Source organism: Rhodococcus sp. Eu-32, assembly GCF_003336925.1.
Lineage (GTDB): Bacteria > Actinomycetota > Actinomycetes > Mycobacteriales > Mycobacteriaceae > Rhodococcoides > Rhodococcoides kyotonensis_B.
In genome coordinates this window covers 1-20,417 of the sequence record NZ_QGNK01000008.1, presented here as the reverse complement: position 1 = coordinate 20,417, position 20,417 = coordinate 1, and the positions used below count along the sequence as shown (strand labels likewise).

24 protein-coding genes and 1 other RNA gene are annotated in these 20,417 nt (G+C 66.9%); 12 read left to right on the top strand and 13 right to left on the bottom strand.

The features are described 5' to 3' along the window. Positions 1–8 precede the first annotated feature (8 nt). From DK926_RS11585 to pip, 4 genes are all read left to right on the top strand, one after another. Complete coding sequence (locus tag DK926_RS11585; RefSeq protein WP_165839560.1) at positions 9–1,733, top strand: NAD+ synthase; 1,725 nt, start codon at positions 9–11, stop codon at positions 1,731–1,733. A gap of 117 nt (positions 1,734–1,850) precedes the next feature. Then, complete coding sequence (panB, locus tag DK926_RS11580) at positions 1,851–2,696, top strand: 3-methyl-2-oxobutanoate hydroxymethyltransferase (protein WP_114330533.1); 846 nt, start codon at positions 1,851–1,853, stop codon at positions 2,694–2,696. A 41-nt stretch (positions 2,697–2,737) separates the two neighbouring features. After that, complete coding sequence (locus DK926_RS11575) at positions 2,738–3,190, top strand: hypothetical protein (protein ID WP_114330532.1); 453 nt, start codon at positions 2,738–2,740, stop codon at positions 3,188–3,190. Between the two features lie 3 nt (positions 3,191–3,193). After that, positions 3,194–4,171: a prolyl aminopeptidase gene (gene pip, locus DK926_RS11570; protein WP_114330531.1), complete on the top strand. Its 978-nt coding sequence runs from the start codon at positions 3,194–3,196 to the stop codon at positions 4,169–4,171. On the opposite strand, the gene DK926_RS11565 is transcribed toward pip, so the two are convergent. The 3 genes from DK926_RS11565 to rnpB all read right to left on the bottom strand — a co-directional run bounded on the left by DK926_RS11565 (position 4,163) and on the right by rnpB (position 6,225). Then, on the bottom strand, positions 4,163–5,572 hold the full coding sequence (locus tag DK926_RS11565; RefSeq protein WP_114330530.1) for an RNB domain-containing ribonuclease: 1,410 nt from the start codon (positions 5,570–5,572) through the stop codon (positions 4,163–4,165). The two genes, pip and DK926_RS11565, sit on opposite strands and share 9 nt — an antisense overlap. Before the next feature lie 5 nt (positions 5,573–5,577). Beyond that, positions 5,578–5,763: a hypothetical protein gene (locus DK926_RS11560; protein WP_068420555.1), complete on the bottom strand. Its 186-nt coding sequence runs from the start codon at positions 5,761–5,763 to the stop codon at positions 5,578–5,580. 24 nt (positions 5,764–5,787) lie between these two features. Then, positions 5,788–6,225, bottom strand: an RNA gene (rnpB, locus tag DK926_RS11555) — RNase P RNA component class A. A gap of 76 nt (positions 6,226–6,301) precedes the next feature. Between rnpB and DK926_RS11550 the strand changes: the two genes are divergently transcribed. After that, positions 6,302–6,823: a DUF1697 domain-containing protein gene (locus tag DK926_RS11550; protein WP_114330529.1), complete on the top strand. Its 522-nt coding sequence runs from the start codon at positions 6,302–6,304 to the stop codon at positions 6,821–6,823. Then, positions 6,820–8,058, top strand: coding sequence for an SLC13 family permease (locus tag DK926_RS11545; RefSeq protein ID WP_114330528.1), 1,239 nt, complete (start codon positions 6,820–6,822; stop codon positions 8,056–8,058). Before DK926_RS11550 ends, DK926_RS11545 begins: the two co-directional genes overlap by 4 nt. On the opposite strand, the gene DK926_RS11540 is transcribed toward DK926_RS11545, so the two are convergent. The 4 genes from DK926_RS11540 to cobC are packed head-to-tail and all read right to left on the bottom strand — an operon-like array spanning position 8,041 to position 12,118. Next, on the bottom strand, positions 8,041–9,144 hold the full coding sequence (locus tag DK926_RS11540) for a bifunctional RNase H/acid phosphatase (protein ID WP_243636759.1): 1,104 nt from the start codon (positions 9,142–9,144) through the stop codon (positions 8,041–8,043). The two genes, DK926_RS11545 and DK926_RS11540, sit on opposite strands and share 18 nt — an antisense overlap. After that, entirely contained in the window at positions 9,141–9,878 is a 738-nt protein-coding gene (locus DK926_RS11535; protein ID WP_068420546.1) for a C4-type zinc ribbon domain-containing protein, read from the bottom strand. Before DK926_RS11535 ends, DK926_RS11540 begins: the two co-directional genes overlap by 4 nt. Positions 9,879–9,935: 57 nt before the next feature. After that, positions 9,936–11,081: a Nif3-like dinuclear metal center hexameric protein gene (locus DK926_RS11530; protein WP_243636758.1), complete on the bottom strand. Its 1,146-nt coding sequence runs from the start codon at positions 11,079–11,081 to the stop codon at positions 9,936–9,938. A gap of 14 nt (positions 11,082–11,095) precedes the next feature. After that, positions 11,096–12,118, bottom strand: a complete 1,023-nt coding sequence (cobC, locus tag DK926_RS11525; protein WP_114330526.1) for an Rv2231c family pyridoxal phosphate-dependent protein CobC — start codon at positions 12,116–12,118, stop codon at positions 11,096–11,098. A gap of 61 nt (positions 12,119–12,179) precedes the next feature. Here cobC and DK926_RS11520 point away from each other — a divergent pair, with 61 nt between their 5' ends. Genes DK926_RS11520 through DK926_RS11510 form a run of 3 tightly spaced genes read left to right on the top strand, consistent with a single transcriptional unit; the run spans position 12,180 to position 14,347 of the window. Then, on the top strand, positions 12,180–12,881 hold the full coding sequence (locus DK926_RS11520) for an HAD-IA family hydrolase (protein ID WP_114330525.1): 702 nt from the start codon (positions 12,180–12,182) through the stop codon (positions 12,879–12,881). Next, positions 12,862–13,359, top strand: coding sequence for a low molecular weight phosphotyrosine protein phosphatase (locus tag DK926_RS11515; RefSeq protein WP_279387078.1), 498 nt, complete (start codon positions 12,862–12,864; stop codon positions 13,357–13,359). The genes DK926_RS11520 and DK926_RS11515 overlap by 20 nt, the downstream gene beginning before the upstream one ends. A gap of 31 nt (positions 13,360–13,390) precedes the next feature. Then, positions 13,391–14,347: an SURF1 family protein gene (locus tag DK926_RS11510; protein ID WP_114330524.1), complete on the top strand. Its 957-nt coding sequence runs from the start codon at positions 13,391–13,393 to the stop codon at positions 14,345–14,347. Here the strand turns inward: DK926_RS11510 and DK926_RS11505 are convergent. Both DK926_RS11505 and DK926_RS27210 read right to left on the bottom strand, forming a co-directional pair. Further along, the gene (locus tag DK926_RS11505; RefSeq protein ID WP_114330658.1) at positions 14,288–15,265 is read right to left on the bottom strand and encodes a cobalamin biosynthesis protein; all 978 of its coding nucleotides are present in this window, start codon (positions 15,263–15,265) and stop codon (positions 14,288–14,290) included. The genes DK926_RS11510 and DK926_RS11505 overlap by 60 nt on opposite strands. 81 nt (positions 15,266–15,346) lie before the next feature. Next, a complete protein-coding gene (locus tag DK926_RS27210; protein ID WP_261768632.1) occupies positions 15,347–15,472 on the bottom strand; it encodes a hypothetical protein in 126 nt (41 codons plus the stop codon). 147 nt (positions 15,473–15,619) lie between these two features. Here DK926_RS27210 and DK926_RS11495 point away from each other — a divergent pair, with 147 nt between their 5' ends. After that, positions 15,620–16,168 (top strand): permease, encoded by a 549-nt coding sequence (locus DK926_RS11495; RefSeq protein ID WP_114330522.1) that lies wholly within the window; start codon positions 15,620–15,622, stop codon positions 16,166–16,168. A 1-nt stretch (position 16,169) separates the two neighbouring features. On the opposite strand, the gene DK926_RS11490 is transcribed toward DK926_RS11495, so the two are convergent. The 3 genes from DK926_RS11490 to DK926_RS11480 form a co-directional block, all read right to left on the bottom strand. Next, entirely contained in the window at positions 16,170–17,099 is a 930-nt protein-coding gene (locus tag DK926_RS11490; protein WP_125833398.1) for a YdcF family protein, read from the bottom strand. A 144-nt stretch (positions 17,100–17,243) separates the two neighbouring features. After that, positions 17,244–17,492, bottom strand: coding sequence for a hypothetical protein (locus tag DK926_RS11485; RefSeq protein ID WP_114330520.1), 249 nt, complete (start codon positions 17,490–17,492; stop codon positions 17,244–17,246). Between the two features lie 33 nt (positions 17,493–17,525). Then, on the bottom strand, positions 17,526–18,614 hold the full coding sequence (locus DK926_RS11480) for a substrate-binding domain-containing protein (protein WP_114330519.1): 1,089 nt from the start codon (positions 18,612–18,614) through the stop codon (positions 17,526–17,528). A gap of 68 nt (positions 18,615–18,682) precedes the next feature. Between DK926_RS11480 and DK926_RS11475 the strand changes: the two genes are divergently transcribed. Next, positions 18,683–19,138, top strand: coding sequence for a MarR family transcriptional regulator (locus DK926_RS11475; RefSeq protein ID WP_114330518.1), 456 nt, complete (start codon positions 18,683–18,685; stop codon positions 19,136–19,138). Here the strand turns inward: DK926_RS11475 and DK926_RS11470 are convergent. Continuing rightward, on the bottom strand, positions 19,132–20,025 hold the full coding sequence (locus DK926_RS11470; protein ID WP_114330517.1) for a LysR family transcriptional regulator: 894 nt from the start codon (positions 20,023–20,025) through the stop codon (positions 19,132–19,134). The genes DK926_RS11475 and DK926_RS11470 overlap by 7 nt on opposite strands. Before the next feature lie 112 nt (positions 20,026–20,137). Here DK926_RS11470 and DK926_RS11465 point away from each other — a divergent pair. Then, positions 20,138–20,417 (top strand): aldehyde dehydrogenase family protein (locus DK926_RS11465; protein WP_114330516.1); only part of this gene is annotated, 280 nt, incomplete at its 3' end.

Below are 20,417 nucleotides of genomic sequence, written 5' to 3'. Positions count from 1 at the left end.
TCCGACCCGTGCAGGCACTGCGAATCGCTCTTGCTCAGATCAATCCGACGGTGGGCGACCTGGACGGCAATGCCGCGCTGATCGTGTCGTGGGCGAGGCGTGCCGTCGAAGAAGGCGCGCAGATCGTCCTGTTCCCCGAGATGGCGCTGACGGGCTATCCCGTCGAAGACCTCGCGCTGACTCCGGCCTTCGCCGACACAGGTAGAGATGCCGCGCGACGGCTCGCCGACGCCCTGGACCGTGCAGGCTGCGGAGACATCGTCACCGTCGTCGGATATCTGGACCGCGACCTTGCGGGCGCCCGCAACAGTGCGGCCGTGCTGTTCCGGGGCGAAGTCCTCTCGCACTACGACAAGGTCACCCTGCCGACGTACCGCGTGTTCGACGAGGCCAGGTACTTCGCACCCGGATCGCGACTGAGCATCACGAGCATCGGCGATCACCGCGTCGGCGTCGTGATCTGCGAGGACATCTGGCAGCCCGGTGGCCCGGTTCCCGCGTACTCGGCGGCAGGTGTCGACGTCCTTCTCTGCCTGAACGCGAGCCCGTTCGAGCGCGGCAAGGACCACATCCGCCGGTCGGTCGTCGAACGACGAGCTGCCGAAGCGGGCGCGGTTGTGGCGTACGTCAATCTGGTCGGGGGGCAGGACGAGCTCGTGTTCGACGGCGGCAGCCTGGTCGTCGCGCGCGACGGGCGCCTGCTCGGTCGTGCTCGACAGTTCTCCGAGGACCTGCTCTGCGTCGACGTCGATCTACCCGACCACCCGCGACCCGATCGCGACGACGTGCCCGGCTGGACCGTCGAACGAAACACCGTGTCGGACATCGTCGTTCGCGGATGGGATCGACGAGACGAGATCGTCGCCGATTCGAAGCCCGACGAGGAACAAGTGTGGGCAGCACTGGTCACCGGGCTGCGAGACTACGTGCACAAGAACGGTTTCCGATCCGTCGTGGTGGGCCTGTCGGGTGGAATCGACTCGGCCGTCGTCGCCGCGATCGCCGTCGACTCGCTGGGGAGCGACGCCGTTCACGGCATATCGATGCCCTCGCGGTACTCGTCGGACCATTCACGCAGTGACGCAGCCGAACTCGCACGTCGCACCGGCCTTCACTTTCGCACCCAATCGGTGGAGCCGATGGTGGAAGTATTCGTGCGCACCCTGGGACTCCACGGTCTCGCCGAGGAGAACATTCAAGCCCGCTGCCGCGGAATGACGTTGCTGGCCGTATCGAACGAGGCGGGCCATCTGGTTTTGGCGACGGGCAACAAATCCGAATTGGCCGTCGGCTATTCGACGATCTACGGCGACGCCGTCGGCGGATACGCACCCATCAAGGACGTTCCGAAATCGCTCGTCCGCGACCTCGCGCGGTGGCGAAACAAAGCGGCGACCGAGCGCGGCGAGGTTCCGCCCGTTCCCGAGTCGAGCATCGACAAGCCACCGTCGGCAGAGCTGCGTCCCGGCCAGCTCGACACCGATTCACTGCCCGACTACGACGAGCTCGACGCAATTCTGTACCGCTACGTCGATTGCGATCAGGGCCTGCACGACATCGTCGCTGCCGGGTACGACCGAGACACCGTCGCCGACATCCTGCAGAGGGTCGACGCGGCCGAGTACAAGCGCAGGCAGTATCCGATCGGCACCAAGGTCACCTCGCGCGCGTTCGGGCGCGATCGGCGGATGCCCGTCACGAACGCGTTCCGTTCGCACGACGACCGAATGTGATGTATTGCACTGACAGGACCTCTCGGGCTCGCCGTCGGTCGGTGGCAGACTGAAGGACGTCATCAACCCCATCCCGGGGACCCGCAGGCGGGCCTCGAGGAACCGAAAGGGACAAAGATGTCCGACAACTCCGTCTATGGCGCGACCGACGCCTCGGTATCCGGATTGACTCGCAAGACCCGCACTCATCACCTTCTGCAGATGAAGGCCGAGGGCGAGCGGTGGGCCATGCTCACCGCCTACGACTATTCGAGCGCCCGCATCTTCGAAGAAGCCGGTATCCCCGTGCTGCTCGTCGGGGACTCGGCGGCCAACGTCGTCTACGGCTACGACACGACGGTCCCCGTCACCGTCGACGAACTGCTGCCCCTCGTCCGCGGCGTCGTCCGGGGAGCACCCAACGCACTGGTGGTCGCCGACCTCCCGTTCGGAACGTACGAGGCGTCGCCGCAGCAGGCGCTCGAGACCGCGACGCGTTTCCTCAAGGAAGGCCTCGCGCACGCCGTCAAGCTCGAGGGTGGCGAACGCGTCGCCGATCAGATCGCAGCCATCTCCGCGGCAGGAATTCCGGTCATGGCGCACATCGGCTTCACGCCGCAGAGCGTCAACGGGCTCGGTGGCTTCCGCATCCAGGGTCGCGGTGACGGTGCCGATCAGCTCGTCGCCGACGCCATCGCGGTCCAGGAGGCAGGCGCGTTCTCGGTCGTCATGGAGATGGTGCCCGCCGACCTCGCCGGTCAGGTGACCCGCAAGTTGTCGATCCCGACGGTCGGAATCGGCGCGGGCAACGAGACCGACGCGCAGGTTCTCGTGTGGCAGGACATGGCCGGCTACACCAGCGGCAAGACGGCCAAGTTCGTGAAGAAGTTCGGCCACGTCGGTGACGAACTCCGCACAGCCGCTGCGACGTACCTGGCCGAGGTGCGCAGTGGTGTCTTCCCCGGTCCCGAACACAGCTACTGAGAAGATCCGGCGTCCGCGCCGGAGATGGCACACTCTGTGCCATGAACTCACGACCGACACGTGACACGCTCGCATCGGCAGCCGTCTCCCTCGTGGGGGCGGCTGCCGTCGTTGCAGCGGCTACCGCATGCAGCACCGATTCGACGTCGACGGGCTCGTCCTCGTCCCTGACGACCACCACCACCTCGGCAGCGCCGACGACGACCCCCGCCGCGACCGGTCCCGCCGTCACCGATCAGCAGGCCCAGCAGTTGTGCACCGACCTCGAACAGCAACTGCAGGAGTGGCGCATCCAGGGTCCGACGCTGGGGCGCGGCGGATTGAACATCGTCGTGCAGACGTGGGCGGCGCAGAGCGGCGCGATCAACGTTCAGGTGATCCAGGACCGTTCGATCGTCGACACCGTCACCATCGCCAATTGCCCCGAGGTGCGCGACGAAGCCATGCGCTCCCTCGACATCCCCGACCTCGCGTCGGGTCTGGTCGGGTTCTGACCGGTGACGCAGACGTACGCCACCGAGCTGTATCCGCCCATCGAACCGTACGACGCAGGCCACCTCGACGTCGGCGACGGTCAACGCATCTACTGGGAAACCAGCGGTAACCCGTCGGGCGCCCCGGTGGTCTTCGTCCACGGTGGCCCCGGCGGCGGCACCGGTCCGGCCCAGCGTCGATACTTCGACCCGGCGGTGTACCGGATCGTGCTGTTCGATCAGCGAGGATGCGGACAGTCGACGCCGCACATCGCCGACGGCGCGGACCTCTCGGTCAACACGACCGACCGCCTGATCGCCGACATCGAAACGCTGCGCACGCATCTCGGTGTCGAGCGGTGGCTCGTGTTCGGTGGTTCGTGGGGTTCGACGCTGTCGCTCGCATACGCGCAGAGCCACCGCAACCGCGTCGTCGGACTGATTCTCCGAGGCATCTTCCTGCTGCGGCGCAGTGAGATCGACTGGTACTACAACGGCGGCGCAGGCCACCTCTTCCCGGAGCAGTGGGAGAGGTTTCTCGCCCCGGTTCCCGAGGCCGAGCGCGCCGGCGATCTGGTCGAGGTCTACCACCGCCTTCTGACGTCGGACGATCGTGACGTCGCGACGGCCGCGGCGGTCGCGTGGTCGTCCTGGGAGGCTGCGACGAGCTACCTGTTGCCTCGGCCGGAGCAGATCGCCGAGAACGAGGACCCACGGTTCGCCTCGGCGTTCGCCGGCATCGAGAACCACTACTTCGTCAACGGCGGATTCCTGCGGGAGAACCAGCTGTTGGACGACGCGCATCTGCTCGACGGCATCCCCGGCGTCATCGTTCAGGGCCGGTACGACGTGGTCTGTCCGGCGACGAGCGCATACGCCCTGCACAAGGCGTGGCCCGGTGCCGAACTGATCGTCGTCGACGACGCCGGGCACTCGGCGAGCGAGCCCGGCATCGTCCACCACCTCGTGCAGGCCACGGACAGGTTCGCCTCGTTACGGTGATTCGTAGCCGAACTGGATACGGCGGGAGTCGGTGTCGGCGACGGTGAGCCGTACCGTCACCTTCTCCCCCTCCGGTGGCTCACCGGTGCACTTTCCGATGACGATGGGATCGTCGAGGAACACCTCGGCATCGCGTTTGCCTTCCGCACCCCGCAGCACGAGCGCCCCGAACTCCTCGCCGACGCGTCCGGCCAGCACCGTCGCCTCGGTCAGGTCGATGCAGGCGCGGTCGACCTTCGACGCGGTCGAATCCGACGAACGCATCACGGCCGGCAGGTCCGGCAACGCGGTGCGTGCCCACACCGGAATCTCCGTGTCGCCGACGACGGCGAGACAGACCTCGGTGGCGTACCGATCCGACAGTCTCCGGAGTGGCGCGGTGACGTGCGCGTACGGTGCACCGATTCCCGCGTGCTCGGTCACGGGCGGCAACTCCCCGTCGAAGGCGGCGTAGTCCGCGCCCCGCAGCAGACCGGTCGCCTCGGTCATCATTGCCAAGGTCTCCGGTGCGTCACGCGGCAGACCCGCGAGAACTGCGCCTGCCGACGCACCCGCAGGCCACTCGATTCCGAGCGTGTCCGCGGTGGTCCGCAGGGTGGCCAGCGCGTCCTCCGACGCAGGCGGGAGCGTCCGCAACAACCCGACCCGCGCGTCGAGCATGATGCATGCCGCGCACATCCCGGTCAGCAGCGACACCTCGGCGTTCCATGCGTCGACGTCGGTTCGGCCCTGCAGTTCGATACGCCAGGAGTCGCCGTCGGGCACGACTTCCTGTTCGGGCAACGTGATGTCGATCGACCCGCGCAACACTGCCGCCTGAGCGCGCAGCGCCCCGAATTCCGCCAGCGCCGCGATCGACGGGTGTGGTGTGCCCGCGTCGAAATCCGCCTGCACACCGGCGTAGTCGAGTCGTGCGACCGACTTCACGAGGGCTCGGGAGACGGTCCACGCGACCGCCTCTCCGTTCGAGTCCAGCTCGATGCGCCACAACGCGGCCGCCCGAGTTTCGTTCGGCAACAGGCTCGCCGAGCCTTCCGAGAGCACCCTGGGGTGCAGCGGTACCGATTCGTCCGGCAGGTAGTACGTCTGGCCGCGCTCCCGCGTCTCGGCGTCCAGTGCCCCGCCGGGCGTGACGAGCGCACCCACGTCGGCGATCGCGTAATGAACCACGAATCCCGACGCCACTCTCTCGATGTGGACCGCCTGGTCGAGATCCATCGACCCTGGCGGGTCGATGGTCACCAGCGCGAGGTCGGTGCGATCGTCACGCTCGGCCGCGTACCGATCGACGGGCGCCGCCGCCTCGGCCATGGCGTCGTCGGAGAACGCCTCTCGCAGATCGAACTCGGATCTGATTGCTCGGAAATCGAAGGTGGAGACGGGCAGTCGGATCGGAGCCACGTCGGTCAGTTGTTCCAGTCGTCGTCGGCCTTGTCGGCCGCCTTGTTGCGCTCGGCCGCGATCTCGATGGCACGCTCGGCCGTCTGCCGATCGGGGTACGGTCCCATGCGGTCGAAGGCGCCTGCCTCCTTGCCCTGGGAGACGGTCTTGGTGCGGACGTCGTAGTACCAGGCTTCGTCGTCTGTGCTCATGGAACCAGTGTGCCGTACGGAGTGCGAACGAGTCGGCATGTAAGCCGGATCCTGTTTTCCCTCCCGCCGAAACGGGACGGAACGACGACCATCCATCTGGGCACACCGTCGCCGGGTACCTCGAGCAGTCCACCCGCAGGCTCGGGCGAGCAGCCCTCGAACACCTGCGCAGCCGCACCTAGAGAAGGTGCGGCCTTCGACCTTGCTCCGGGCGGGGTTTACCTAGCCACCTCAGTCACCTGAGGTGCTGGTGCGCTCTTACCGCACCGTTTCACCCTCACCCACGCACGACACCCGAGGGCGCCGCAAGTGGGCGGTCTGTTTTCTGTGGCACTGTCCCGCGAGTCACCTCGGGTTGCCGTTAGCAACCGCCCTGCTCTGTGGAGTCCGGACTTTCCTCGGCGCGAAGCTTGACGGAATCGCTCCGTCAGTTCTCCGTGCCGCAGCCGTCCAACCGACTCGTTCGCGAGAGGAGATTCTACCGGCAGTGTGGGATGGTCGTTCCGCCGGCTCCGGTCCTGTCATTACAGTTCACGTCATGGATCACGTCATTCTGCTGCGCGGAATCAACGTCGGCGGAATCAACATCAAGATGGCGGATCTGCGAGCCGCCCTGACGGAAGCCGGCTTCTCGGACGTACGGACCGTCCTCGCGACGGGCAACGTGCACCTGCGGTCTCCGATGAGAGGTGCCGAACTGAAGTCGTCCGTGGAGAAGGTGCTGTCGGACCGCTTCGGCTACGAGGCATGGGTCATCGTGCTCGACGTGCCCACGCTGCGCGGCATCGTCGACGACTATCCGTTCGACGCCGAACGGGACGGCTGGCATCCGTACGTGATCTTCGGCAACGACGACACCCATCTCGCCGAGCTCGCGGCCATCGGTGACACCCTGGATCCCGCGCTCGAACGGATCGCGGCCGGACACGGCGTCGTGTACTGGGAGGTCGTCAAGGGCAGCACCACCGACAGCGTGGTCGGAAAGTTCACCGCGAAGGCCAAGTTCAAGCCGACCACGACGACGCGCAACCTGCGGACGCTCGCCAAGATGCTCGCGTGAGCGTCGTCGCTGCCGCACTCGTCGCGGCCGTGCTGATCTTCGCCATCGTTCGTCCGCGTGGTCTTCCGGAGATCGTGATCGCCCTCCCGGCGGCTGCGCTGACGCTTCTGCTCGGCTTGGTGTCGGTCTCGGCCGCGGCGGAGCAAGTGACCGCCCTGCTCCCGACGGTCGTGTTCCTGGCGTTCATCCTCGTTCTCGCTCATCTCGCCGACGCGCGCGGCGTCTTCACGTGGATGGCGTCGGCCATGGCCCGCAGCGCACACGGCAGTCCGCATCGCCTGCTCGTATCGGTGTTCGCGGCGGCCGCAGTCACCACCGCGATACTGAGTCTCGACGCCACCGTCGTGCTGCTGACGCCCGCTGTCGTCGGCGCCGCCCGCGCACTGCGCATGTCCGCGAGACCGCACAGTTACGCCAGTGCGCACCTGTCCAATTCGGCGTCGACGCTCCTGCCCGTCTCCAACCTCACCAATCTTCTGGCGTTCTCGGCGACCGGGCTGACGTTCGTCCACTTCGCAGCGTTGATGGCGTTGCCCTGGGTGGCGGCGGTACTGATCGAGTTCGTGGTCTTCTGGGTCTTCTTTCGATCCGATCTGAAACGGACCGAAGCAGTGCCGCCACCCGAACGCGTCCCCGCTCCGGTCGGCACATTGATCGTGCTCGGCGCCACGTTGGTCGGATTCGCCGTGGCCGGCTTCTTCCACGTCGAACCGTTCTGGGTCGCGGCCGCGGGCGCACTCGTGCTGGCCGTTCCGTCGCTACGCGACGGGTACACGTTCCCGACGCGTGTACTGCGGGCCGCCGACCTGACGTTCTGCGGCTTCGTCCTGTTGCTCGCGATCGTCGTCGCCGGCGTGACGGCAGGGCCAATCGGCCGGTGGCTCGCCGACATTCTGCCGACCGAACCGACCTTCGTCGGCCTGCTCGTCACCGCAGCCATCGCTGCAGTCGCATCCAACGTCGTCAACAACCTGCCCGCGACTCTGATGCTTCTCGCCGCGTTCGGCCCGTCGGCGCCACCCGGACTGTTGCTCGCGATGGTCATCGGGGTCAACCTGGGCCCCAACCTCACCTACGTCGGCTCGCTCGCGATCATGCTGTGGCGGCGGGTGGCCGCCTCGAACCACGAACCGGCCGACCTGAGGACGTTCACCGTTCTCGGTGTGATCACCACGCCGCTGACGATCGTCGGATCGGTTGCGGCGCTGTGGTTCTCGCTAGGAGTCCAGGTATGACGTCTCGTTGACCAGACGCACCGACGCTCCCCCGTCGGGATAGAACTCCGCGATACTCAGCGACGCCAGATCGAGGTGCATGCGGTACAGAATCGACGGACCCACGTCGAGCGCCAACTGCAGCAGCATCTTGATCGGCGTCACGTGACTGACCACGACGATCGTCGAGCCCGCGTACGACGCGATCATCTTGTCCCGCGCCGCCTTGACGCGATCGAACACGACGTCGAAGCTCTCCCCGCCGGGTGCCGCGACGGACGTGTCGCCGCGCCACCGCTGGTGGATGTCCGGGTCTCGCTCCGCGGCCTCGACGAAGGTCAGACCTTCCCAGTCGCCGAAGTCGGTCTCGGTGAGGTCGTCGAGAACGGACACCTGCAGCCCCGCCTTTCGGGCGTAGGCTTCCGCGGTCTGCTGGGCGCGACCGAGCGGACTCGACACGACGGCTGCGATGTCGTCGCGCCGCGCCAGGTAGTCCGCGGCCGCGGCGGCCTGACGCTCGCCCAACTCGGTGAGCGCCGGGTTGCCTCTGCCGGAGTATTTCCGGCCGACCGACAGCGGGGTCTGCCCATGACGCAGCAGCAGCATGCGCGTCGGCTCACCCGCGGCGCCGGTCCAGCCGGGCGCCGCGGGCTTCTCGGCGACCTCCTCGGCGGGTGCGAGGTCCTCGCCTGCGTCGGCCGCATCCATCGCCTCGTTGGCGAGGCGGTCGGCGTGCGAGTTCTGGTTACGCGGAATCCACTCGAAGCTCACCGAGTCGAAGCCGCGAACCAGTTCTGCGGCCTCCCGGTTGAGCGGAATCATGTCCGGGTGCTTGACCTTCCACCGCCCCGACATCTGCTCGACGACGAGTTTGGAATCCATGCGGACCTGCACGACACGTGCGCCGACGTCGGCAGCCGCCGTCAGCCCGGCGATCAAGCCGCGGTATTCGGCGACGTTGTTGGTGGTGACACCGAGCGCCAGCCGTCGTTCTGCCAGCACTTCGGCTCGGTCCTCGGACAACACGACAGCACCGTATCCGGCGGGACCCGGGTTGCCCCGCGAACCGCCGTCGGCCTCGACGATCACCCGCGTCGGTGCACTCACAGACCGGATTCCTTGGTACGCACCAGGATTGCGTTGCATTCCGAGCACCGGACGAGTTCGTCCGCGGGTTTGGCCGCGATACGCGAGATCTCACCGCGATCGAGTTCGATGCGGCACGCACCGCACCGACGGGCTTGGAGCAGTGCTGCGCCGCGACCGGTCAGGGCGCGCTGCTTCTCGTACAGGGCGAGCAGGTCCTCGGGGAACGTGGCAGCCAGCTCGGACCTTCGGCCGGTGCTGCGCTGTTCGGCTGCGTCGATGTCGGCGACGGCATCGTCACGACGTCGGCCCGCATCGATCAGCTCTTCCTCGATCTGCGTCAGCTGTGCGCCCGCGTGGTTGTAGTCGCTTTCCGACGCCTCCCGCCGCTCCATGACCTCGAGCAATTCTTCTTCGAGGATGCTCTGACGACGCTCCAAGCTGGTCAGTTCGTGCTGGATCTCGGACATCTGCTTGGCCGCGACCGTGCCGCTCTCGAGCAGCTTCTTGTCGCGGTCCTCGCGCTGGCGGACCGCGTCGACCTCGTTCTCGAGCTTCTTGATGTCGCGATCGAGGTCGTCCATCGAGATCTGGACGGCGACGGCCGCGTCCTTCCTGGCGATGCGCTCGGCTTCGAGTTTCTCGACCTCCGCCTGCTCAGGAAGGTTGGTGCGACGGTGCGCGATCTGAGTCAGTTCGGTGTCCACTGCGGCCAGTTCGAGAAGTGAGGCCTGTACTCGGGGATCGACGTTCACGCGTGATGGCTCCTGCGACTATGGAAGAAAGATTCGGTCAAGCCTACCGGCACTGTGTCAGGTGTCCGCGGCACCGAGGGTCCACGGGTCCGTTCTGGTCGTGCTCACTCGACTCTCCCACGCGTCGGTGCCCGAGAAAGCGGAATCGACGATCGCACGTGCCTGTCCGCACCACGGCCATTCCGACGCCCAGTGCGCGACGTCGATCACCGCAGGCCCCCCGGCGCGAAGATGCTCGTCGACGGGGTGATGGCGCAAGTCGGCGGTGACGTACACGTCGGCGCCGAGCGAGCCGACCGAGCTCAGGAACGAGTCTCCCGCGCCGCCGCACAGGGCGACCGTCCGGACGACGGCGTTCGGGTCGCCTGCCGTCCGCACTCCCCACGCGGTCTCCGGCAACCTGCTGCGTACGCGTTCGGCGAACGCACGCAGCGTGACGGCCTCGTCGAGCGTGCCGACGCGGCCCAGTCCCGTCGACGACGGACGCCGCACCTGCTCGAGAATGTCGAAGGCCGGCTCCTCGTAGGGATGGACCTGTCGAAGCCGTTCGAGCACCTGCGCGCGCAGCGACGCAGGCGCGACCATCTCGACGCGGTCCTCGGCCACCCGTTCGACGCGCCCGACGGTTCCGATCGCCGGATCCGCGCCCTCCTGGGGGTGGAACTGGCCCGTCCCCGCGACGGTCCAACTGCACTCGCGGTAGTCGCCGATCGCGCCCGCGCCTGCCTCGAACAGCGCGTCGCGCACGGCGTCGGACTGCTCGGTCGGCACGAACACGACCCACTTGTCGATGCGCGGTCCGTCGATCGGCTCGATCGGGCGGGTTCTCGTGACTCCCAGGAGGTCCGCCAAGGCGTCGGAAACTCCCGGGTCGGCCGAGTCGGCGTTCGTGTGCGCGGTGAACAGCGCACATCCGGCCTTGACGAGGCGGTGGATCAGCGCACCCTTCGGGGTGTTCGCCGCGACGGTGTCGACGCCGCGCATCAACAGCGGATGATGCACGACCAGCAGGTCGGCGCCCCACTCGATGGCCTCGTCGACGACGCCTGCGGTGGCGTCGACAGCGAACACCACCTTGCGCACTCGGTCCACGGGATCACCCGTGACGAGCCCGACCGAGTCCCAACTCTCGGCGAGCCGGGGCGGATACGCACGGTCGAGGACGGCGATCACGTCGGCGAGGCTGACGTGGGGTTCGGACACGGATGTCTCCTTCTCTACAGAACGCGTCTCAGTGCGTCGACGAGGACGTCGACGTGCTCGGCACCACGGACGGCGACGCGCAGGTGGTGCGGCGGCAGTCCGGGGAACGTGTCGCATCGGCGCACAGCCACCCCCTCGGCGCGCAGCCGCTCGCGGACGTCGGCAGCCGACGGCACCTGGACAAGCAGGAACGGGGCATGCGCCGGCGTGTGCACGCCGACGCCCAGACCGGTCAATCGAGCGATCATCGCGTCCCGATTCTCGGCGATGCGCGACGCCTGCGTCGCCGCCAGATCGACCGCGGCCGGTTCGCTGCATGCGGTGATGGCTTCGAGCTGCAGGGTGCCGACCGGCCAGTGCGCGCGACCGTGCGCCAGCGACGCCAACAGGTCCGGCGGGCCGAGAACGTAGCCACACCGCAGGCCCGCGAGCGCCCAGGTCTTGGTCAAACTGCGCAACACCAGCACGTCCGGCAGTGCGTCACCCGCAAGCGACTGGGACTCACCAGGAACCGCGTCGGCGAACGCTTCGTCGACGACGACGATTCTCCCGGGGCGCCGCAGGGCGAGGACGGTCTCCCGTCGATGCAACACGGACGTCGGATTGGTCGGGTTGCCGACGACGACCATGTCGGCCGACGACGGCACCAGCGCCGGATCGAGCACGTACGGCGGCGGCAAAACGACCTGCACGACGTCGATGTCGGCCTCGCGCAGCGCAAGTTCGGGTTCGGTGAACGACGGATGCACGACGGCCGCCGAGCGTGGCTGCAGCCTCGGCAGCATCGCGAAACCTTCGGCACCTCCGGCGAGCAACAGCACCTCGTCGGGTCTGCGGCCGTGCCTGCGGGCAACCGCCTCCCGCGCGCGCAGGTCCGCTGCCGCGGACGGATAAGCGCCGAGTTCGCCGAGTTTGTCGGCCAGGCGGTCGCGAAGCCACAGCGGCGGGGCCGTCCCTTGGACGTTGACCGCGAAATCGACGAGACCGTCGCCGACTTCGGCGTCGCCGTGATGGCGCAGCAGCGATCGTGAGAGCACTTCGAGCGGTCCTTTCGTTGCCAGTGAGCGTAGTCGGCGGCCTCACCGATATGGTTTTGTCATGACAAAGCCCCTGGAATCGACGAACGTGCAGGCCTCTGTCGTGCTGTTCGACCTGGACGGAACGCTCACCGACTCGGCGCCCGGCATTCTCGCCGGCTTCCGCCACGCTCTGGCGTCCGTCGGAGCACCCGAGCCGACCGAGAAGCAACTGGCACTGGTGATCGGACCGCCCCTCATCGACTCGTTCCGCACGATGGGCCTTCCCGAGGACGCGGCTCAGCGCGCGCTCGCCGCGTACTTCGAGCGGTACGACGCCCAGGGCTGGGCCGAGAACTCGGTGTTCGACGGCATCGAGCCGGTTCTGGCGGAGCTGCAGTCGCGTGGCATCCGGCTGGGTGTCGCGACGTCGAAGTCCGAGCGATTCGCGCACCGGATCCTCGACCACTTCGGTCTGTCGAAGTACTTCGAATTCATCGGCGGCGCGAGCAGCGACGGCGTCCGACGCGCGAAGCCCGACGTCATCGCGCACTCGCTCCGCAATCTCGGTCTGATCCCGAAGGAGATCGCCGACGGCGGAACGCCGGGTGTGATCATGGTCGGCGACCGTGACCACGACGTGCACGGTGCCGCTCGATTCGGAATCCCCGCGGTCTACGTCGACTGGGGTTACGGCATCGACGGCGAGAACGACGACGCCGCGTTCACCGTGACGACGATGGACGAGCTGGCGAAGGTGCTCGGTGACAACACCGTTGCGTAAGCCCGGCGTGCACATCACCTTCGTCTGTACCGGCAACATCTGCCGCTCCCCGATGGCCGAGAAGATCTTCGACCAGTTCTTGCTCGAAGCAGGTCTCGAGCAGAGCGTTCGGGTCTCGAGTGCAGGCATCGACGGCTGGCACGAAGGCGAGGGCGCCGATCCGCGTGCCGTCGCCGAGCTCGAGGCGCACGGATACGACGCCGACCACGTGGCAGCGCAGGTAGACGACGGCCATCTCGCGGCCGACCTCCTCGTCGCACTCGACTCGGGACATGCGCGACAACTCCTGCAGTTGGGCGCGCCCGCGGACCGCATCGCACTGCTGCGCTCGTTCGACGACGACGCCGACTCGGAGTCCGTCGCCGACCCGTACTACTCGTCGGACAGCGCGTTCACCGAGGTTCGCGAGCAGATCGAAGCAGCGATGCCCGGTCTCGTGAGATGGGCCGGCGAACGCGTCTCCGACGAGGCGTCGTAGATCACGTCGGACCAGCCGCTACGGTAGTGGTGTGCGAAGGCTGAAATTCCTGCTGCGACCGGGCTGGTTGGCGCTGGCGGTCGTCGTCGTGGCGTTCGCCTTCATGTGCTTCTACGTGCTCGCGCCCTGGCAGCTCGGCAAGAACACCTCGACCTCACACCGCAACGACCTGATCGAGCAGTCGGTGAACGCCGATCCCGTGCCGATCTCGCAGGTCCTCGATGCCGACGGGTTCGCGCCGGACGACGAGTGGCGACGCGTCGTCGCCGAGGGGTCGTACATTCCCGACAAGGACGTGCTCGTCCGGCTTCGGGTCATCCGAGACCAGCCCGCGTACGAGGTCGTCACGCCGTTCCAGCTACAGGACGGCCCCGTCGTCCTGGTGAACCGCGGGTACGTGCTGCCCGTCCAGGGCACCGCTCCCCCGGCCATCGAACCTGCGCCGACCGGGCCGATCACTCTCGACGCACGGCTTCGGGTGTCCGAAGGTAGTTCACGACAACCGATCGACGAGGCCGGGCACCTGCAGGTGTACAACATCGCTCCGGGGCAGATCGGTGAGGCCGTCGGTCTCTCACCGGTCGACGGCTACCTGCAGCTCGACGACGGACAGCCCGGCGGGCTCGGTCTCATCGACCTTCCGCAGACCGACGCGGGTCCGTACCTCTCGTACGGACTGCAGTGGCTCGCGTTCGGCATCATGGCACCGCTCGGGCTCGCGTATTTCGTGCGAGCGGAATGGCGAGAGCGCCGAAAAGCGAAGGGTCAGGACATCGTCGGCGACACGCCGCCCACCCCGACCGAGCCCGATACCGTCGACCGCGCCTCCGAGCCGGTCGCCGCAGAGCCCGAGTCGACGGCGGTCGAACCGGAATTCACGCTGCCGACCCGCAAGGAACGTCGCGCCGCGAAGAAGGAGAAGGAACGGTCAGCCGAGCGCACGGCGAACGACGTGCGTCTGGCCGACCGCTACGGCAAGAACCGCTGACGCGACGGTCGCGGCACCCTGCACGAGCGTCGACAAGCGCGCCGCCCGTCCGATGTCCGACGCCGTCGGCTCCCGGCCCGTTCCCAGCGTCGCGCGGATCTCGACGCCGTGGGCGTATTCCGTGCGCCCACCGAGGCGGACACCGAGCGCCCCTGCCGCTGTTGCTTCGGCGACGCCCGCATTCGGGCTCGGATGGCGAGACGCGTCGTGACGCCAGGCGCGGATCGCGTCGGGCGCCCGACCACCGACGGCGGGCGACAGAAGGACGGTCAGCGCACCGGTCAGCCGGGCGGGTACGAGGTTGACGACGTCGTCGAGTCTCGCCGCGAACCAGCCGAAACGTCGATATCTCGGCGACCTGTACCCGATCATCGCGTCCAAGGTGTTGACGGCGCGATAGCCGAGAATGCCGGGCACGCCTGCGGTTGCACCCCAGAACAGCACGCCGACGGTGGCGTCCGAGGTGTTCTCCGCGACCGACTCCACCGACGCCCGCGCCAGACCCGCCTCGTCGAGCACGCTCGGGTCGCGACCACACAACGACGGCAGCAGAGCGCGCGCGGCGGCGACGTCACCGTCGTCGAGGCTTCGGGCCATCCGAGTTCCCGTCCGCGCGAGCGACGTTCCACCGAGTGCAGCCCACGTCGACGCTGCCACGAGAGTGACCTCTCCGACCGCGCCCCATCGTCGGGCTGTCTCGGTCGCCGCGGCCCCGAGGCCGACGCAGCCACCGACGAGAACAGACGTGTGTACGACACCGGCAACTCGGCTGTCTCGGTAGATCCACCGCTCGAGCCCCGCGGCGCATCGACCGAAACCGGCGACCGGGTGAAACCGACGGGGATCGCCGAGTGCTCGGTCGAGTGCGTATCCCAGCAGTAGGCCGGTGGCACGCGATCGATTGTGCCGCTTGTTCATACGCTCGAACATAGCGAACTCGTCCGATGGACCGATCGGGCGCGCGGCGCCCGCCCGATCGGCCCCGTCACGGCTGGGGAATCAGGTCCAGCGCGACCGGTAGGCGGCCGTCATCTGCCGGTTGTCGAAGTTCAAGTCTCGACCCGAACCGAGCATGGCCATGGCCAAACCGACGAAGCCGACCGCTCCCATCAAGAACAGCGTCATGATGTACCCCCTGAGATCGCAGAAACACCCGCGTACGGGCTTGAACCAGTCTTGATTGTTACCGACGGACACAGACAAAAGAACGCAGATGAGGGGGCCGTCACATGTGGCGACTGTCACCGAAATACCGAAGCTAGGATCGTCGTCATGACCGTCGACGGCACGTCCCCCGACAGCACGACATCCCGCAGGCCCGGCTGGGTCAACAAGGCCATCATGATCGCCATCGGAGTGGTGGCGCTGATCATCGCGTACTTCGCCCTCGCAGCGTTCGTGCCGCGGTGGTGGGGCATCCGCATGTCGCAGCTCGCGGATCAGTCCTTCGGCAAGGGCATTCTGTGGGGTCTCGTCTTCGGCCTCGTGTGCACTCTCGTTCCGCTGCTGCTGTTCTTCGTGGCCTGGTCGGTGCGGGGGCGCCGTGGCGGCAAGGTCACCGCGATCGTCGCGGCGCTACTCGCGGTCGTCGTCGCCGTGCCCAATCTGATGACGTTGTCGATCGTCGCGGGCAACGGCAACGCGGCGCTGGCCGCCGCTCAGAACATGAACACCGGTGCGCCGGGCTTCCGAGGCGCCACCGCAGTGGGCGCCGTCGTCGCCGCCGTGCTGTTCGCACTGATGGTGTTCGTCGTCGTGCGTGGTCGACGTCGGCGCGCCCGGAAGCGACTCGACGCCGCGACGCCCCCGCCTGCAGTCTGACTCACTCGTACACGCGCGGGATTCCGACGACCTTCGTCGCGTCGACTGTCAGCCCGAGCCGAGAATCGAGACCCAGCGCGGGGACCTCGGGAATCGACTCGGGATCGGGACTCACTGCGCCGATCACGTTCGATCCGGCGATGGCGAAGTCGGATATCGACCGTCGGACATGGTTCGCCGAGGTGGCCAGTACGACGCTCTGCGCTCCGATGTCCCGCAGCAGAGGTTGCGTCAGCACCGCATTCTGGGGTGTCGAGTTCGCACGGTTCTCGACGTAGATCCGTTCTGCCGCAACTCCGTTGTCGATCAGCCAGGTACGCATGACATCCCCCTCCGCCACGCCGTTCCGGGGATTTCCACCCGTGACGACGACCGGTGACGCGGGTGACGCCGTCGCCGCGGCAGCAGCACCGGTCAACCTGTCGATCAGTTCGTCGCGCATCGAGCCGTCATCCGCCAGTCCGAAGCCGAGCACGACGATCGCGGTTCGTGCACCGTCGTAGACGGGCGCCCACTCGACGGGAGCTTCCGCCGAAGTGGCGATGATGTCGATCGCACGCTCGACTGCGGCATGCAGTTCGGGGTCGAGGCCACCGAGCCGTTCCAGCGCTGCGTCCCGGCCGCCCGGGTCGTTCGCGGCGTTCCGGTAGAAGGCCTGCAGGGCGGGCACGTTGGAATCCTGCGGCGCCGCCAGCGCCAGCGCGTCCAGTGCCGCGAACCCGACGTCGTAGTTTCCCTTGACCAGATTGTCCTGCGCGGAGTTGTACAGAGCAGGGGTGGCAGGTTCTGCGATCGATTCGATGATCGCGCGCGCATCCGGCGGGGTCGGCGGTACCGGTTCAGCGCTTGCGACACCAACCGAGGCGAGAACCGCTGCGGCGGACAGCGCGGCGGAGACACCGATCTTCGTGCGGGACAGGCTGATTCGCACAGCACGTCCTTCCTTCCGACGACGGAGGTCAGCCACAGGATAGCTCGAGTGTGACCGATGTGACCAGTGTTACGAAAGTGCAGGAAGTTACACCGTTGTAAGTCGTTCGTCGTCGAATGCCCACCGCGCGAACATGTTCGACGGTCAGGGAACGACCGGAGCCTTGCCGCCGTCGTACGGTTCGATGGTCACCTGCTCATCCGGTGCGAACTCGACGCCGACGATGTCGTCTCCTTCGGTGACCGTGACGACCACGGCGAGACCGTCCTGCGCAACGGCTTCGATGCGGCCGCGAGATTCGCCGTCGTCGCCGACGAGTTGGTAGTCACCGACCACGACCAACAGCTCCTCCGCCGAAATCGTTCGACGCCCACCGAAATCTTCTACAGTCATGCCCACCACCGTAGACGGATCGAACGTTTTCCGTCACGACACGCGCCTCGGAGTGATCTCGACCAGCACGTCGAAATCGAACTCACCCGCTTTGGCAAGGTAGATCGGTTGCGAGACATGGCCGTTGGTCATCTTCAGATGACCGCGTGCGCCGTCGTACGAGAAGTTCTGGGCGATCGACTCCAATGCCGTCACCTCGGCCGACCCTGCGCGGTCGACCAACTCCCCCAACATCGTGATTCCCTCGTAGCACGACTGACCGAGTGAACCGACTATCGGCGCGTCGACCCCGAAGCGGGACGAGAACCGGCCGGAGAAGTCGAGACTTTCCGACGTGCCGAGAGTCTCGAAATAGCCTGAGGACACGTACAACTCGCGGGCGTTCTCCGATCCGGTCGCCAGCAGCATGTTCTCGTCCATCAGTGGGCTGAGCCGGACGCACCGACGGTCCAGTCCCGCGGACGCGAACGCCTGATGGAACGCGACGGCGTCGTCGCCCAGCAGCAGCACGACGACGCCGTCGCACCCGGATCTCTCGATGCCGGATACGGTCTGGGCGTAGTCGACGGTGCCGATCGGTGAGAAGTCACCGAACACCACCGACACGCCGATCGAGTGCAGGTACTCGGTGACGATGGCGGCCGTCTTGCGGGGCCATACGTAGTCGTTGCCGACCACAGCCCACCGCCTGCGGCCCAAGTCGTCGACCATGACGTCCAGCGCCGGAATGAGCTGTGCCGACGGTGTTTCACCGGTGACGAACAGACCGGGGTACCGATCCCCACCCTCGTAGAGCGACGTGTAGACGTACGGAATTCTGTTGGCAGTGATGGGAATCAGCGCGCGGCGGACCGCGGATGTATGCATCCCGGCGACCGCGTCGAGGGCTCCGACGTCGACGAGCCTACGTATCTCTCCCGCGACGACGGCCGGGTCGCGTCCCCCGTCGATCGGCACCAGTTCGACGCGTCTTCCGAGCACGCCGCCGGTGGCGTTGAGCTCCTCCTGTGCGAGTTGCGCGGACAATTCGCTCGACGGTCCGACGAGACCGAACGATCCGGACATGGGAAACACGATGCCGACGGTGAAGGTCGTATCGCTGCGTGCCCGCGTCACATTCATTCGTCCGTTCACCTGCCGTCGCCTAGACTCCTCTGCGGAGAATCCCTTCATGATAGGAGTGCGATCGCGTGAGCCTTTCCGAACGGCCAGATCGTGCTCCGGGCACGGACCGACTGCTCGCGTCCGTCGATCGTTTGGTCGGCGAGCGGATGCGCACGCTGCTGGCACCAGCAGATCTGGACCTGGAGGAATGGCGTGTTCTCTGCCTGCTGTCCGACGGCGACGGTCACACGATGGCCGAGACGGCCGAGTTCGCACTGCTGCCGCCTCCGACTCTGACCAAGGTCGTGAACCGCCTCGTCGCGAACAATCTCGTCCACCGGCGATCGGGCACGGTCGACCGCCGTCAGGTGCTGATTCGCACTACCGCTCGCGGACAACAGAAGTACGACGCGTTGGCGTCGGATGTCGAAGCTCTGCACCGCGAGCTCTTCGGCGCGGACTCCGACCGCGCACTACTCGAAGGCATGCTCGAGACACTGCACCGCAACGCGGCGACCGACCGCGCGCCTGCCGATCACTGACCGGACTGCAGATGGGGCGCATCCGCGACGATCGACGTCAGGAGTTCGTCGACGGCTTTGACCCGCGCGAGCGACGTCAGCTCGCGTGGAACCGCGACCCAGTACGTGCGGTCGATCGAGAACTGTTCCGGCAGAACGCGTTCGAGCGCGTCGTCCGGCTCCCCGATGTAACTGGGCAGCGGCGCGATGCCCAGGCTGTTCTTGGCCGCGAGCCAGTGCCCGGTGATGTTGTTGGTCTGAATCTGTGCACGCCCGTCCGCGAGGATCGAGTCCAGGATGCGCAACGGCGCCACATCGAGCAGCGCCCCGACGTACCAGATCAGCGTGTGGTCTCGCAGATCGTCGATCTTCGAGATCGCGGCCGTCCTCGCCAGGTAGTCCCTCGTCGCGTACAGGTGCAGTGAGTACGTGGCCAGTTTGCGATACGAGACGAGCCGCGCCGACGGCTGCTCCAGCGTGATGGCGACGTCGAACTCGCGCGTGTTCAGAGAGTTGTGCTCGGTAGCGGTCACCAGCTCGACGTCGAGATCGGGGTGACGGCTCCGCAGCTTCGTCAGATTGGGCGTCAGGACGAATGCGCCGAACCCGTCCGGAGCCGCAATACGAACCGACCCCGTGAGCGATCCCATCGTCGACGTCTGATCCTCGAACGCGGCGATCAACGCCGATTCGACCGTCTCCGCGTAGCCGACGAGCCTGTCCCCCGCCTCCGTCAATCTCCACCCACTGGGTGTGCGATCGAAAAGCCGTTGTCCTGCAAGCTTTTCCAAACTCGTGATCCGACGACCGACAGTCGTGTGATCGACACCGAGCGCTTTCGACGCCTCGTTCAGGCGACCGTGACGGGACACCTCGAGGAAGAAGCGGAGATGGTCGGCGGTGAACATAACGCCAGCGTATCAACGCGTGCATTTTTGCACGCACAGGTGCGCGATTGGCCTTTGACAGGGGCATGTATGCCTACGAGACTGGTGTCACATCTCGAGCGAAGGAAATTCTGTGACGACTATCGCGCACTGGCTGGACAACAAGGAATTCGCCGGCACCTCCGGTAACACCGCACCGGTCACCAACCCCGCTACCGGCGAGGTCACCGGACAACTGGCACTGGCCAACCTCGATGACGCCCGCACCGTCATCGACGCCGCCGCTGCCGCGTTCCCCGCCTGGCGCGACACCTCCCTCGCCAAGCGCGTACAGGTCCTGTTCAAATTCCGCGAACTCTTGAACGAACGCAAGGGCGAGTTGGCGGAAATCATCACCGCCGAACACGGCAAAG